Annotated in this window: 11 protein-coding genes; 3 read left to right on the forward strand and 8 right to left on the reverse strand. The window is 60.5% G+C overall.

Annotation, left to right across the window (positions count from 1 at the left end; translation table 11 throughout):
- Positions 1-5: 5 nt before the first annotated feature.
- From KTAU_RS01035 to ftsH, 8 genes are all read right to left on the reverse strand, one after another.
- Positions 6-983: a branched-chain amino acid transaminase gene (locus KTAU_RS01035; RefSeq protein ID WP_228026267.1), complete on the reverse strand. Its 978-nt coding sequence runs from the start codon at positions 981-983 to the stop codon at positions 6-8.
- 224 nt (positions 984-1,207) lie between these two features.
- On the reverse strand, positions 1,208-2,389 hold the full coding sequence (locus KTAU_RS01040; protein ID WP_151726633.1) for a 2-isopropylmalate synthase: 1,182 nt from the start codon (positions 2,387-2,389) through the stop codon (positions 1,208-1,210).
- A 150-nt stretch (positions 2,390-2,539) separates the two neighbouring features.
- Positions 2,540-3,571, reverse strand: a complete 1,032-nt coding sequence (ilvC, locus tag KTAU_RS01045; RefSeq protein ID WP_151726634.1) for a ketol-acid reductoisomerase — start codon at positions 3,569-3,571, stop codon at positions 2,540-2,542.
- Between the two features lie 15 nt (positions 3,572-3,586).
- Positions 3,587-4,126: an acetolactate synthase small subunit gene (ilvN, locus tag KTAU_RS01050; RefSeq protein ID WP_170292964.1), complete on the reverse strand. Its 540-nt coding sequence runs from the start codon at positions 4,124-4,126 to the stop codon at positions 3,587-3,589.
- A gap of 40 nt (positions 4,127-4,166) precedes the next feature.
- Positions 4,167-5,933: a biosynthetic-type acetolactate synthase large subunit gene (gene ilvB / locus KTAU_RS01055; protein WP_151726636.1), complete on the reverse strand. Its 1,767-nt coding sequence runs from the start codon at positions 5,931-5,933 to the stop codon at positions 4,167-4,169.
- A gap of 198 nt (positions 5,934-6,131) precedes the next feature.
- A complete protein-coding gene (locus tag KTAU_RS01060; RefSeq protein WP_151726637.1) occupies positions 6,132-6,512 on the reverse strand; it encodes a hypothetical protein in 381 nt (126 codons plus the stop codon).
- A gap of 749 nt (positions 6,513-7,261) precedes the next feature.
- The gene (gene thpR / locus KTAU_RS01065) at positions 7,262-7,846 is read right to left on the reverse strand and encodes an RNA 2',3'-cyclic phosphodiesterase (RefSeq protein ID WP_151726638.1); all 585 of its coding nucleotides are present in this window, start codon (positions 7,844-7,846) and stop codon (positions 7,262-7,264) included.
- An 18-nt stretch (positions 7,847-7,864) separates the two neighbouring features.
- Positions 7,865-9,706 carry an ATP-dependent zinc metalloprotease FtsH gene (gene ftsH / locus KTAU_RS01070; RefSeq protein WP_308789032.1) on the reverse strand — a complete coding sequence of 614 codons (1,842 nt, stop codon included), beginning with the start codon at positions 9,704-9,706 and terminating at the stop codon, positions 7,865-7,867.
- 507 nt (positions 9,707-10,213) lie between these two features.
- Here ftsH and KTAU_RS01075 point away from each other — a divergent pair.
- The 3 genes from KTAU_RS01075 to nrfD all read left to right on the forward strand — a co-directional run bounded on the left by KTAU_RS01075 (position 10,214) and on the right by nrfD (position 15,562).
- The gene (locus KTAU_RS01075; protein WP_371875057.1) at positions 10,214-13,345 is read left to right on the forward strand and encodes a molybdopterin-dependent oxidoreductase; all 3,132 of its coding nucleotides are present in this window, start codon (positions 10,214-10,216) and stop codon (positions 13,343-13,345) included.
- Between the two features lie 141 nt (positions 13,346-13,486).
- Positions 13,487-14,404, forward strand: coding sequence for a 4Fe-4S dicluster domain-containing protein (locus KTAU_RS01080; protein WP_151726640.1), 918 nt, complete (start codon positions 13,487-13,489; stop codon positions 14,402-14,404).
- 6 nt (positions 14,405-14,410) lie between these two features.
- Positions 14,411-15,562, forward strand: coding sequence for an NrfD/PsrC family molybdoenzyme membrane anchor subunit (gene nrfD, locus KTAU_RS01085; RefSeq protein WP_151726641.1), 1,152 nt, complete (start codon positions 14,411-14,413; stop codon positions 15,560-15,562).
- Positions 15,563-15,637 lie beyond the last annotated feature (75 nt).

The following is a 15,637-nucleotide window of genomic DNA, read 5'->3' on the forward strand; positions in this document are numbered from 1 at the left end:
CTTGCCTACTCGTAGACTGGCGTTAACCAATGGCGATACTTGTCATTCTCACCGCGACAGGCCGCCAGATAGAGGGCTTGCAACTTCATCGTAAAGGGACCAGGGCGTCCGCTGCCAATCGGGCGGTGATCAACACTGATGACCGGTGAAACCTGGACGCCTGTCCCACAGAGGAACATCTCTTCGCTGGCATACAGCTCCGTGCGATCAATGCGTCGCTCTTCAACGGTCATACCGAATTCATCACGCACCAGCTGAATCAAAGTGTTGCGCGTGATCCCTTCGAGAATATCTTCAGAGGGTGCCGGAGTAGCCAGTTTGCCGTTGCGCAAAATGAAGAGGTTACAGGAACTGCCCTCGGAGACATAGCCGTCATGCGTCAGCATAATGGCCTCGTCAAAGCCGCTAGCCAGAGCATCTTCGGTCGCCAGGGCACTGTTGACATAGCCGCCTGTCACTTTGGCTCTCACCGGCATGGCGTTGCTGTTGGCCCGTCTCCAGCTCGATGTACAGACCCGCAAGCCCGATTCGATGTCCACATAGTTGCCCATGCCGAAGGTATAGACAGCAAACTCATCTTTGAGACCAGTCAGGCGCGGCTTGACCGTTAACGAAGCCTTGTAGGCGATCGGTCGAATATAGACATCCTGTCGGTAGCTATGTTTGCGCAGCAGCTCAATCGTGATACGCTCCAAATCATCTATTGAATAGGGAAGGTTGAAGCGCATCACATTCCACGAATGCATCATTCGCTGGTAGTGTTCGCGCATTTTCAGCACGTAGAGCTGCTCATGAGTCGGATTCCAGTAGGCGCGGATGCCTTCAAAGCAGGCAGTGCCGTACTGAAGGGCATGAGTAGCAATACTAACCTTGGCCTCAGCGATTGGCACAAAGCGGCCCTCGAAGAAGGCGTAGCCCTCCAGCGGGTCCTGAATCGAAACTTTCTGCGGCGTGGCTTCCTGAGAACTCTGTGTCTGCGTCACGACCTCACTCCTTCGATCGATAGCAACCAAGTGGTGGGGAGGAGGAACCGCCCCACGTATAAATAAGCGAATAGAACAGTAAAAAAGGAAGAAGGCGCAAGGGTGCGCCGTTGAGACCTATGACGGGCACACCCTTGCGGGCCAGAAGCTCTCTCTTGACCACCGGTTCTGCCTGGCCTGCTGGTTGCTGGTCCTGCGCTGGACAGGGCAGGGCAGCAGCGACCTCAGATCGCCGAAGGCGTCTCCAGGCTGCTTTCGACGATATAGATCAGATCGTCGTCGGTCACATACTTCTTCTCATCGGCCAGCGCGATGAAGCGCGCATAGGCCTTCTTCAGCTGCTCAGCATTCAGGCGGTAGCCGAGCTGGCGCAGACGAGCATCGAGACCGTGGCGCCCGGAGTGCTTGCCGAGCACCAGGCGTGTATCATCCCAGCCGACCGACTGTGGCGTCATGATCTCGTAGGTCAGGCGGTTCTTCAGCACGCCATCCTGATGGATGCCAGCCTCATGAGCAAAGGCATTCTGGCCCACAATTGCCTTATTCGGCTGCACCGGGATACCCGTCAGGCGACTAACCAGCTGGCTGGCCGCCACAAACTCACGGGCATTGATACGCGTATCGGCCTGGAAGACATCCGGGCGCGTACGCAGGGCCATCACCACTTCCTCCATCGCGGTATTACCGGCGCGCTCACCGATGCCATTGATGGTCACCTCCACCTGTCGAGCACCGCCGCGGATCGCCGCCAGGGTATTAGCTGTAGCCAGGCCAAGATCGTCGTGGCAGTGCGCACTGAGCACCACATCCTCCATACCCGGCACGCGCTCGCGCAAGTAGCGGAAGAGCATCTCATACTCATGCGGCATCACGTAACCGACCGTATCGGGCACATTGATCGTCGTGGCGCCCGCCTTAATGGCCAGCTCGAAGACGCGGCAGAGATAGTCCCAGTCGCTGCGCGTGGCATCTTCCGCCGAGAACTCGACCCGTGGGCAGAGGTTGCGCGCGTAGGTCACCATTGTCTTGACCTGCTCCAGGGCCTCCTCGGGCGTGATCCTCAGCTTATACTTCAGGTGGATATCAGAGGTAGCCAGGAAGACATGAATCACCGGCTGGTCTGCCTCGCGGACGGCTTCCCAGGCCGCATCGATATCCTCGGTATTGGCGCGTGCCAGGCCGGCAACGGCCACATCGTGGCCACGCACACGCTGAGCGATGGCCTTCACCGCAGCCAGGTCGCCGGGTGAAGCAGCCGGAAAGCCAGCCTCGATGATATCGACGTTCAGGCGCACAAGCTGCTCAGCAACTTGCAGCTTCTCCTCGGTCGTCATGGTGGCGCCAGGCGACTGTTCACCGTCACGCAGAGTCGTGTCAAAGACGCGAATTACCGCAGGATCTCCCATTGTTGTTGTTCCTCCTTGTGACCATTCACCGGGCGACGAGAGGCCATTTGTCGGCGTCTCGCCACCCGTAGCGCAGGCAAGCCGATGAGCGCGCCGGCGGCCAGGCCAGCTGGCTCATCACCGGCGAGCCAGCTCAGGCTGCTCCTTTCCTCACTTCTTCGTTGGCCCTGCGATCTCAGGCCGCTTGTCTACAGGCTTGAGCCAGGGCATCATCGCGCGCAGCTCGCTGCCGACCTGCTCGATCTGGTGCTGCGCGTTGGCGCGGCGCATGGCCTGGAAAGCCGGACGCCCAGCCTGATTCTCCAGAATCCAGCGGGTCGCAAAGGTGCCATCCTGAATCTCGCGCAAGATCTTGCGCATCTCGTTACGCACCTGCTCATTAATGATGCGTGGACCAGAGACGTAGTCGCCGTACTCGGCAGTATCGCTGATCGAGTAGCGCATATAGCTCATGCCGCCCTGGTACATCAGGTCAACGATCAGCTTCATCTCGTGGAGGCACTCAAAATAGGCCACCTCGGGCTGATAGCCGGCTTCCACCAGCGTCTCGAAGCCGGCGCGGATCAGAGCCGTCACGCCGCCACAGAGCACAGCCTGCTCGCCAAAGAGATCGGTCTCCGTCTCCTCGGCGAAGGTCGTGCGCAACACGCCGGCGCGTGTGCAGCCAACGGCGCGGGCATAAGCCAGCGTGAGAGCTTCGGCCTGGCCGGTAGCATCCTGATGGACGGCCCACAGGGCCGGTACGCCCACGCCTTCGGTGAAGAGGCGGCGCATCATATGCCCGGGGCTTTTGGGGGCCACCATTGCCACGTCAATATCGGCAGGCGGTACGATCTGCGAATAATGGATGCTGAAGCCGTGGGCGACCATCAGCATCTTGCCCGGGGCCAGGCCAGGACGAATATCGCGCTCAAAGACCTCGCGATGGTACTGATCGGGGATCAGCAGCATAATGATGTCGGCCTGCGCCGCCGCCTCGGCGGTCGTCATGACCTGCAGCCCATCGGCCTCGGCTTTCTCCCGGCTCTTGCTGCCTGCCGGCAAGCCAATTACGACATTACAGCCGTTGTCGCGCATGTTGAGAGCGTGGGCGTGGCCCTGGCTTCCATAGCCAATGACTGCCACACGCTTGCCCTGGATCAGCTCAAGATTGGCATCAGCATCGTAGTAGATATTCGCCATTGATTGCATCTCCTCCTATTCATCGCGCGCAATTGCCAGACAACCGCTACGCGCCAGTTCGCGAATGCCATAGGGCTGGAGCCGCTCCAGGAGCTGCTCCACCTGCTCACCCTTGCCGGTGACCTGCAATGTGAGTGTTTCGGGCGCAAGATCGACCGCCTGCGCGCCAAAGTGCTGGCCCAGTTCGATGATCTCACTGCGGTTGGCCGCGGTACAGCTGACCTTGACCAGCGCTAGCTCACGTTCGATAGCCTGCCCCGCCGGGAAGAGGAGCACCTGACGAACGTCGACAATCTTGCGCAACTGCTCGCTGAGGTGCTCGACGCCGACCTCGGCATCGTCGACGACCACGGTGACCCGAGCCACGCCGGCCTCTTCGCTCGGTCCGACGACGAGGGTACGCATGTTGGCCCGTCGTCGGCGCAGCACATTGACCACCCGATCAATAGCCCCTTGGCGATCGTCGACTAGCAGCACCAGGGTGTAGAGGCGCGCGCTTCCTGGGGGAATATCCGCCTGCCCAGCACGCGCTGAGATGACAGCCTGTTCTGTCATGTTCAATCCCATCCTTCCGTCTATCCTCACAACCTGCCGGTTATTCACTCTCGATAATCATATCGGTGATGGCAGCTCCAGGTGGCACCATCGGGTAGACGTTGGCCTCGGCCTCGATCGCGAAGTCGATGATGACCGTACCAGGCGTCTGCATGGCCTTTTGCACAGCGGCCTGGACATCCTCGCGGCGCTCCACTCGCATACCGGTCAGGCCGTAGGCTTCGGCCAGCTTGACGTAATCCGGGCTGCTAATGGGAGTTTCAGAGTAGTTGCGCTGGTGGAAAAACTCCTGCCACTGGCGCACCATACCGAGGTAGCCGTTATTCATGATGGCCACCTTGATCTCGACGCCCTCATCGCGGAGCGTCGCCAGCTCCTGGATATTCATTTGGAAGCCGCCGTCGCCGGCCACCACCCAGACAGTGGCCTCGGGTCGCCCCATCTTGACCCCCATCGCTGCCGGCAGGGCGAAGCCCATCGTACCGAGGCCGCCAGAGGTAATATGGCTGTTGGGATGGGTCCACTTATAGAAGCGCGCCGTCCACATCTGGTGCTGGCCCACATCGCTGACCACGATCGCCTCTCCATCGGTGACCTCGTAGATGGCATCCAGGATATCGGTCGGTGTGGGATAGGGCACAGGGCGGCTCAGGCGGCGAGCCCGCTCCTGCTCCTCAGCCTCCCACTGGCGCAGCTCGCTGAGCCACTCGCGATGATCGCCCGGCTCAACGGCTTCGGCCAGAGCCGCCAGGGCAGCCTTGGCATCGGCCAGAATGGGCACAATAGCCGGCTTGACCTTGTTCAGCTCCGACGGATCGATGTCGATATGGATGATTTGTGCCTGGGGAGCAAACTCGCTCACCTTGCCGGTCACACGATCGTCAAAGCGCAGGCCGACGCCGATGATCAGGTCGGTGACCCCAATCGCGCGGTTCACAAAGGCTGGCCCATGCATGCCTGGCATGCCCAGGAAGAGCGGATGATCGACAGGGAAGGCGCTTAGACCGAGCAGGGTGGTGATCACCGGAATATTGGTCTTCTCGGCCAGGGCGCGCAGCTCGCTATAGGCATTTGAAAGGATGACGCCATGACCAGACATAATGACTGGGCGGCGGGCCTGAGCGATAAGGCGCGCAGCCCGCTGAATGGCCTCGGGAGCTGGTTGGGGCACGCGTGTCGCGCGATATAGTTCGATCGAGCGCACAGAAGCAGCGGGACGATAGACAGTCTTGGCGAACTGGACATCCTTGGGGACGTCGATCAGCACAGGGCCGGGGCGCCCGCTGCGGGCGAGCTGGAACGCCTCATGCACCACATCAGCCAGCTCTTCGACACGCCTGACCAGGAAATTGTGCTTGGTGATGGGCAGGGTCAGGCCAAGAACATCGGTTTCCTGGAAGGCATCGCGTCCGATGAAGGGACGACCCACCTGGCCCGTAATGGCGACCACCGGCGTAGAGTCCATGTAAGCGGTGGCCAGACCCGTCACCAGATTGGTGGCGCCCGGGCCACTGGTAGCCACGCAGACGCCCACCTTGCCGGTGGCGCGCGCATAGCCATCGGCGGCATGGGCGGCGGCCTGCTCATGGCGCACCAGCACATGATGCAGCCGAGGATAGGCAGGAAGCGCGTCATAGAAAGGCATGATCGCACCTCCTGGATAGCCATAGAGCAGCTCTACGCCCTCGCGCACCAGGGCCTCGCAGAGAATGTGACTACCTGCCAGCTCACGCGCCTCATCAGTGGCATGTGTACTGGCCCTACGGGCATCTCCTGACTCCTGAGTAACCGTCGCAGTTGTTGTCATACTACCTTCCTCCTTAACCTAGGGGCGTCCCTGCATAGCTCGCTAGACTCGGTTCGACTTGTGATAGACGCTTGAGACCAGATAATGCAAGTGAGATCGCTGCGAAACGCCCTGCAAGCAATAAAAAACGAGGAACCGCCCTGCCGGGAGGCCCTCGTTAGGTTACCTGCGCTGGATCGGGTTGCTTCGTTGCTCCCGCTACTCTCCTCTCGGCGTGCCAGGCGTAAGGCCCGTGGTAAGCGTTACGAGGCTAAGGCTAAGGCCCGTAAGGCTTACCAACCCGCTAAGGGTAAGGCTAAGGCCAATAAGCAGCACAAGCCCTACAAGGAGGAGCGTGGAGGCAATCGCAATAGCTAGAGGAGCGACAAATAAAGAAATCGGCGTCAAGACGCCGATTTTCAGAATGAGGAGGAGACCAGCCATCATAGCAGCGGCCATAGCGGCGGCAGCTGTCATAGTCGCAGCATGCCCCATCTCGCCGCGCATAGCGCTAGCCGCAGAGCGACAGCCCATTGCAGACTGTTCAGCCCAGGACATTGCTTCGGCCCGCTGCTTGCCGGTGCGACGCGCTGCTGACATGCTCACTGGCTCCTTCTCTCAGAGAATCTCGCTGCCTTTGCGTACAGTATCCGTACTTCTTTCGCTCCGCGCGATTGCTCAGCTTAGAGGAGGGAAAGATACCCTCCGCGAGAAACAACCTTTTCAGTGTCTAGAGAGATCACTACTTGCTTGCAAGAGACGTTTAAGGGTTAGAGGCGAACCGTTGCCTCAAACCTGCTCTGCTCGCCCTTCTCTACCATCAGCCGGCTCTTATTTTGCTGCCAGGCCAGTCTGCAACAAAGAGAGAGCGTCAAGAGCATGTGCAGCGTCTCGGAGGTAATTGACTGCGGGCGTCGTTGCCAGGCTGTCGTGCGAACCCCGTACCTGCTCTTCTTCCCTTCTCTCCTAACCACCCTTTCGGAGCCACATCTTCGTAGCGGGTCCTGCTGTCTGAGAGGATACACCACTCGCTGGAGTTTGTCAACCCCTGAATCGCTTTCTGCCCCTCTTGGCAGAAGCCAAGAGCGTCTTCAAAGGAGGTTGGAGGCTGGCCTGGAACCTCTTTTTTCCCTTTATTTATGGGCAGCGACGAGAGAGAGGCCACCAGGTGACAGATCAGCCTCCTCTTCTCCTGCGGTCCCCAGCAGAAGAGATGACCAGACGCAAGGGTGGGCCAGGTTAGGCCGGATAGGAACGAACGTAGAGATCAGCCAGCCGCCAGCGATGGAGACGGCTTTGTCCGCCACTTCACTCAGCCAGTTCTAAAACGACCCAGCCCCTGCTGCCAGCTACGCCTCTGGCGTCGCGAGGCGGGCGCGATACAGATAGCTATAGCGCGCCCCAGCTCGCGACAGCTCGCTCTTCATCACGTCCAGGGTTTCTACAGTGTGTTCTGGCAGCGAAGCCGGCACGCGGATCTCGTAGAGCAAGCGCTGCAAAGCCTGCTGCTCCTCACGGGAGAGCGGCCTCTTGAGGCGCGCGAGCGTTAAATGGGGCGAAAAAGGGCGCTCCTCTGGCGGGAACCCTCGCGCCTGCAGTTCACGCATCAGTACTTGCTGCAAGGCTTGCAGCCGTCCCGATGCATCCTCAAGACCCATCCAGACGACGCGCGGGGCACGCGCGGACCCAAAAGTACCAAGTCCTGTTAGGCGATAGCTAAAAGGGGGCACCTGACGCGCCGCGGCCTCGCCGGCCTCAATCGCCTGTGCCAGTTGCTCATCGCTCAATTCCCCCAAAAAAGCCAGCGTCACATGTAACGAGGCTGGCTCAACCCAGCGCGCCGCGGGTAAAAGATGCGCGCCACGTGCGATAGCTCGTTCTAGAAACCTCTGTAGCTCTGGACTCAGATCGAGAGCAAGAAAGGTGCGTGTCATTGCCGGAAATCGTTCCCCTCACGCGGCAAAGAGCATGGCATCCAGCTCCTCACCATCAATCGTTTCAACCTCGATCAAGCGCTCGGCGATAGCTACCAGCTTCTCGCGCTTCTGGCGGAGAATCTCAAGGGCCGTCTGGTGAGCCTCCTCCACCAGGCGCGCGACCTCGGCATCGATGCGCGCCGCCATCTCGGGGCTAATCAGAGCAGTGCCATCTTCGCTCATCTTGAGGGCTACATTTCCCAGGGCGCTCATGCCGAACTCGCAGACCATGCGCCGGGCCAGCTCTGTCACATACTCGATATCCTGACTGGCCCCTGTCGTGATATCGCCGAAGATCAGCTCTTCAGCGGCACGCCCCCCCATAGCCCCGGCCATCTTCGCCAGCAGTTCAGAGCGCCGCAAGAGATAGCGGTCCTCCAGCGGGGCCTGGAGAGTAATACCCAGGGCCATACCACGAGCGATGGCTGTTACTTTGCGCACTGGGTCAGCGCCGGGCAGCGAGCGCATCACAATGGCATGGCCTACCTCGTGATAGGCAATGATGGCTTTTTCGGCCTCCGTAATCACCCGGCTCTTACGCTCCGGCCCTGCCATCACCCGCAGAATCGCCTCCTCTAGCTCGGCATCGCCGATGGTTTCACGGTGGCGACGAGCCGCCAGCAGGGCGGCCTCATTGAGGAGATTGGCCAGGTCGGCCCCTGAGAACCCTGCCGTCTGGCGCGCAACGCGCTGCAGATCGACGTCCTCCGCCAGGGGCTTGCCACGAGCATGCACTTCCAGAATCGCCAGACGCCCACGGATATCCGGCTTATCCAGGACTATCTGCCGATCGAAGCGGCCTGGACGCAGGAGAGCAGGGTCGAGGACATCGGGCCGGTTGGTGGCAGCGATCACCACCACGCTGCTGTTTTTCTCGAAGCCGTCCATTTCTACGAGCAGCTGATTGAGCGTCTGCTCCCGTTCATCGTTTCCGCTGGCCGCCGAGGCGTGGCGCTGGCGACCAACGGCGTCAATCTCATCAATGAAGATAATGCAAGGAGCATGGGCCCGGGCCTCACGGAAGAGATCCCGCACACGCGCAGCTCCAACGCCGACGAACATCTCGACAAACTCAGAGCCGCTGACGCTATAGAAAGGTACGCCCGCCTCACCAGCAACAGCCCGCGCCAGCAGCGTCTTGCCCGTGCCAGGCGCGCCTACAAGCAAGACTCCACGCGGCGTGCGGGCGCCCATAACCCGGAAGCGCTCGGGTTGCTTGAGAAATTCGACGATCTCTTCTAGCTCGACTTTGGCCTCTTCAACGCCAGCAACATCTTTGAAGAGAATAGAGGGACGGCTCTCGTGAAAGCGTCGTGCACGCGAGCGGGCGAAAGGCAGGGCCGAGGCCCCAGGACCAACACGGCGCAGGAGGAAAAAGGCCCCTCCTACAACGAGAGCCACAAAGAAGAGATAGGCCAGCCCTTGCTCCCAGCTCGTATGTTGCCCGTTATCGACAGTCACGGTGACCCCGTCCCGTCGCAAGAGGTCGGTTAGCGTCTGCCCCTCTTCCTTAAAGGCGTGGTATTGCTGACCGCTCCGATCGCGCGCATAGACGTCGCTACCACTGATCAGGGCACTCCGGAGAGTGTGATGGTCAGCCATGTCGAGCAAAGCGCTGATCGGCACTTCGTGCGTGGTTGCCCCACCGAAGGGACTGCGCACAACGCGCACGCTCAGCAAGACAAAGAGCGCTGCTCCTACTAAGATAAGTGGTAGAACCAGACGCAGCCACGGGTTCTTCTTCCAGAAGGTCCTCAAAGAGAATCGCCGCTTGTTTTTCGACGATGATTCGTGCTTGTGCTCAGGAGACCTATCCATGCATCCTTCAAATCCTTAATTACAATATCTACCTCCAGAGCAGGTTGTGTTGCCCCAGAGTATATCAAAGTAGCTCTCAGTGTTTTAGATCGGTTCAAATATGTGATTACTATAGCCTGCTACAGCCCGGTTTAGCAAGACTGTAGCTGATTGTACCAGGGGAAGACCAGCAACCACGGATCTGGCCGGATCGGGCCAGGCCTATTTTCCCGGCCACCCAGCCTCTGGAAGGGCGCGAGAGGTTCCTCCTGACAGGACTGGAAATCGCTCCCGGCCCGTGTCATAATGATTCTGTTCCCAGGTCGGAGGCACCAACGACGCTGAAGATGCCGAAGACAGCAGCGTGCCACACTACTCAGTGTGTCTGAGCAGCTCGACGAACGACTCGCGGGAGATGGGACGGAAAGGAAAGATCCTATGTCATCCAGGAAGCGCGAAGAAGCAGAAGAAGCAACTGCAGCGCTACCACTGCTGGTGAAGACGCTCCAAGAGGTCGCCGATGAGGCTCTGGAGATCGGCTCCAAGCGCCAACCCTTCAGCGCAGAGAGCCGCCAGAAGAGGCCTCGCATCCGCGACGCGCGCGTGGTTCACAGCGTCTGTCCCTATTGCGCTGTGGGCTGCGGCCTCAATGTCTACGTGAAAGATGGCCAGGTGCTCGATATTGAAGGGAACCCAGATAGCCCTATCAACCACGGGACGCTCTGCCCCAAAGGGGCAGCTACCTTCCAGTACACCGTGAATCCTAGCCGCCTGACGCGTGTGCTCTATCGTGCCCCCTACAGCGATCACTGGGAGGAGAAGTCACTTGATTGGGCGATGGAGCAGATCGCGCTGCGCGTCAAGCAGACGCGCGATGCGACCTTTGTTGAGCGGCTCCCCGATGGGCGAGAGGTCAATCATACGCTGGCCATAGCCTCGCTGGGCGGTGCCACGCTCGATGTAGAAGAGAACTATTTGATGAAGAAACTCTTCACGGGCGCTCTGGGCATCGTCTCCATCGAGAACCAGGCCCGTATATGACACAGCTCCACAGTGCCCGGTCTGGGCACCACATTGGGGCGTGGCGGGGCCACGACCTTCCCACAAGATCTTGTCAATAGCGACTGCATTTTGATCATGGGCAGCAACATGGCGGAAGCCCATCCGGTGGCCTTCGCTAATGTTGTCAAGGCGAAAGAGCGCGGCGCCAAGGTCATCCACATCGATCCGCATTTCTCACGTACGTCTGCGCTCGCCAACCTTTATGTGCCCATTCGCGCAGGGAGCGATATCGTCTTCCTGGGGGCCATTATTCGCTACCTGCTGGAGCAGAAGGCTTTCTTCCAGGAATATGTACTGCATTACACGAATATTGCGACCCTGATCCGTGAGGATTTTCGCGATACCGAGGACCTCGATGGGGTCTTCTCTGGTTACGATCCTGAGACCGGCACTTACGACCCGACCAGCTGGGACTACGAGCGCGATGCCGCTGGCCGTCCACTGAGCGATCCAACGCTGGAGCATCCGCGCTGCGTTTACCAGATCATGCGTCGCCACTATGCGCGCTATACTCCTGAGCTGGTCGAGCAGGTCTGTGGAGTGCCACGCGCGCTCTGGCAGCAAGTGGTCGATACCTTGATCGCCAATTCAGGGCGCGAGCGCACGAGCGCCATCTGCTACGCCGTGGGCTGGACCCAGCAATCGAAAGGCGTGCAGATTATCCGTACGGCGGCCATGCTTCAGCTGCTGCTGGGCAATATCGGGCGTCCTGGCGGTGGGGTAATGGCCCTGCGCGGCCATGCCTCGATCCAGGGGTCAACCGATGTGCCGACTCTCTACGATCTGCTCTCCGGCTATATGCCGCAACCTGCGGCGTTGCTCGCTCCCGGACCGGGAACCAGGCGCCCACGGGCCGAGGAGGTCCAGGCACCGGTTGCCGGCGAGGAGATGAGGCCAGTCGGTCCTTCGCAGCAGACGCTGGCCGAATATATCGCCGCGGTCGGGCAGAAAACAGGTTGGTGGGCCAATCTGCCAGCCTATATCCGCAGCCTGTTGAAAGCCTGGTACGGCTCCTATGCCGATGAGGAAGAGGGGGAGCGCAGCTATCGCTTCCTGCCCAAGATTATCGGTGACCATTCTCATCTGGCTACCAGCTATGAGATGCTGGATGGGAAGGTGCGAGGCTACTTCCTCTTCGGTCAGAATCCCGCCGCCGGGAGCACGAACGCCCGCATGCAGCGCAAGGCGCTGGCTCAGCTTGACTGGCTGGTGGTCCGCGATCTCTACGAGGTCGAGTCGGCGGCTTTCTGGTACCGTGGGCCAGAGGGCGAGGCGGTTGATCCCAGGCAGATCAAGACCGAGGTTTTCCTGTTGCCTGCCGCCGCCTCCACAGAGAAAGAGGGTTCTTTTACGAATACACAGCGCCTGCTGCAGTGGCGAGATAAGGCCGTTGATCCCCCTGGCGATGCGCGCTCCGACCTGTGGTTTGTTTACCACCTTGGCAAACGCCTGAAGGCGCTCTACGCCGATAGCCCCCACGAGCGCGATCTGCCTATCAAGGCCCTGACCTGGGACTACGAGCGCGAGACGCCCGAGCCTGGCTCACGTATTCTCGATGAGCCAGATGCCTTGCTGGTGCTGAAGGAGATTAACGGCTATTATGCGCGTACTCCCGACGGGAAGGAGTATAGTCTGCGCGAGGCTCCCCATGTGCCTGATTTCACGGTTCTGAAGGCCGATGGGAGCACGGCCTGTGGCTCCTGGATCTATAGCGGAGTGTACCCAGAGCCGGGGCGAAACCGCGCAGCTTCCCGCGACCCTTCCGGCTATACCTTCCCCAACTGGGGCTTTGCCTGGCCGGCTAACCGTCGTATCCTCTACAACCGGGCCTCGGCTGATCCCCAGGGTCGCCCCTGGTCGGAGCGCAAAAAGTATATCTGGTGGGACGAGGAGCGCAGACAGTGGACAGGCTACGATGTCCCCGACTTCCCGCTGCGCAAGCCACCAGACTACACGCCGCCGCCGGGCGCTACCGGGATCGATGCCCACTCTGGCAGCGACCCCTTCATCATGAAGCCCGACGGCAAGGGCTGGCTTTTTGCGCCGAGTGGCCTCAAGGATGGCCCGCTTCCGACGCACTATGAAGCGGCAGAGGCGCCGATCACCAACCCGCTCTACCATCGTCAGAGCAATCCTGCGGCTCGCTACTACCGCGACCGACCCGACAACCGACTGGCGGCGGTCGGCGATGAGCGCTATCCGATCGTGGCCACCACTTATCGCTTGACGGAGCATCACCTGAGCGGGCCGATGACGCGCTGGCTGCCCTGGCTGAATGCCCTCCAGCCGGCTCTCTTTGTGGAGATCAGCCCAGAGCTGGCCGCAGAACGCCAGATTCGCCACGGCGACCAGGTGATTATCAGTACTCCCCGCGGCGAGATCCAGGCCCGCGCCCTGGTGACACGTCGTCTGCGTCCACTGCGGCTCAATGGACGCATCGTCCATCAGATCGGGTTGCCTTTCCATTGGGGCTTCCAGGGCAAGGCCACTGGCAGTATCACGAACGATCTGACGCACATGGTGCTTGAGCCCAACGTCAGCATTGAGGAGGCGAAAGCCTTCCTGTGCGATGTGCGTCCAGCGCGAGGCAGAAGCTAAGCGCTCTCAGAGCGGCACGGCACTCCGGCTTTAGTGACCAGTGTGAGCAGATCAACGGCGAACTTTTCCAAAGCCATTGGTCTGCCTCTGCGCCAGATGCCGCCGCCGCTCTGGCACCTTGGCAGCAAAGGAGAGAAGATCATGGCGGTTGAAGCAGCGAGACCCCTGCCTGGGGTGCTTAAGCAGCTGCGCACCCTGCTGGAGCCGCTGCGCAAGGAGGAGCCGCTGCCCCCACAGACAGCGGTGGGCTTCTTCACCGATACCAGCCTGTGTATCGGCTGCAAAGCCTGTGAAATTGCCTGTAAGCAGTGGAACCAGCTTCCTGCACGTGAACCGGTCTGGGCAGGTACCAGTTATGATAATACGCGCGAGCTGAACGCCATCAATTGGCGTCACGTGCTCTTTATTGAACGCATCGGGCGTCACGAGGCGGGCGACCATGATGGAGGCAGCGCTGCGGAAACGGCTGCAGCCCCCACAGAGTTGCCTTTCTTCAATCCCGATCGCTGGCTGATGCTGAGCGACGTTTGCAAGCATTGCGCCAACGCCCCTTGCCTCGAAGCCTGTCCGACCGGGGCGATTATTCGCACCGAATTCGATACTGTCTATGTGCAGCAGGACGTCTGCAATGGATGCGGCTATTGCGTGGTCGCCTGTCCTTTTGGAGTGATTGCCCGTGATGCCTTGGGGGGAACCGCGCGCAAGTGCACGCTGTGCTACGATCGTCTGAAGGATGGTCTGGAGCCGGCCTGCGCCAAGGTCTGCCCGACGGACTCGATCGTCTTCGGCCCGGTCGATCAGCTACGCCAACAGGCTCAGGCTCGCCTGGCTCAGCTGCATGAGCGCGGCTTGCGTGAGGCCCGCCTCTATGGTGCCGACGATACCATTTTGGAAGGCGGCCTTCACGCCTTCTTCCTGCTGCTCGATGAGCCTGCTGTCTATAATTTGCCCGAAGACCCGTCTCGTCCCAGCAGACATGTTCTACCCGCTTCCTTCTGGACAGCGCTGGTGGCGTTGGCACTGGGTCTGCTCGGAATTTTCTCGTTCAGGAGGCGATGACGAGCGATGCAGCCAGAGAGGCAGAGCTTTTCCGCCTGGCTTGCCACGGGCCAGGCACTAGCGCAACGGCTCCGGCAGATCTCGCGCGCCACTGGCTGGATGGAGCGCCTGGCAGTGCTCAGCACAGGATATCATCCAGACCCTGAACGCGAGCAGCAAGAGCCAACATACTACGACTATCCTGCTCTCAAAGAGCCGGTCTGGCGCTGGGAAATCGTCTGGTACTTTTTCTTGGGGGGGCTGGCCGCCGGCTGTTATTTCATTGCCAGCCTGGCGGCGCTCTTTGGCGACGCCGAGGATCGAGCAACGCGGCGCACTGGCTACTATCTCTCGTCACTGGCTCTGCTCCCGTGCCCGTTGCTGCTGATCAAGGATCTCGGACGTCCTGAGCGCTTTTTGAATATGCTACGCATGTTTAAGGTGCGCTCGCCCATGTCGATGGGCGTCTGGTGCCTGGTGAGCTTCTCTTTCTTCAGCGGGCTGAGTGCCCTGATTCAGGCCGCGCGAGACCAGTGGCTGGGTCGCTGGTGGGGAGCACGCTGGCTGGCTCGTCTGCCTCAGCGCCTGCTGGCTCTCCCAGGCATGGCTCTCGCGCTATTCCTGGGAGGCTACACGGGGGTTCTCCTGGCTACCACTAGCATCCCGCTCTGGTCGCGCAGCAAGATGCTCGGCGCGGTCTTCATCTCCTCAGCCATCTCTACCAGCTCGGCGCTGATTGCTCTCGTGTTACGCCTCAGCGCTGCACCTGTTGCCGCTCTACACAAACTGGAGCGCCTGGAGTGGGGTGCGCTCCTGAGCGAGCTGCTTGCGCTCTTTGCTTTCCTGCGCGGTTCTGGACGTGCCGCCCGCGCCCTGGTGGGTAGCGGACCTGCGGAGTACGGACCTCGCTTCTGGCGCTTTGTGGCCATCGGTGGCCTGCTGCTGCCCTGGCTACTCCAGACACGGCTGCTGCTGACACGCCGCGCTCATGGAGAGGCAGCCACGACGGGAGCAGCAACCAAGCAGCCAGAGCGCAGTCGTGTGCGCTTCAGCGGCTTGTTGCTCTCGCTCCTTGTCCTTATCGGCGGCTATTTTCTGCGCCGCACGATCATTGAGGCCGGCCATAGCTCCAGCCGCGACGCCCGTACCACGCTCTGGCACGCCCGCGCTGCTCGTTAACCAACCACTAGACCTTATCTTTCCCTGTCTGGTCAGTTGACCTCTCCATACCCGGCAGGTACGCCGAGGGGAGAA

This window comes from Thermogemmatispora aurantia (genome assembly GCF_008974285.1).
GTDB classification, from domain to species: domain Bacteria; phylum Chloroflexota; class Ktedonobacteria; order Ktedonobacterales; family Ktedonobacteraceae; genus Thermogemmatispora; species Thermogemmatispora aurantia.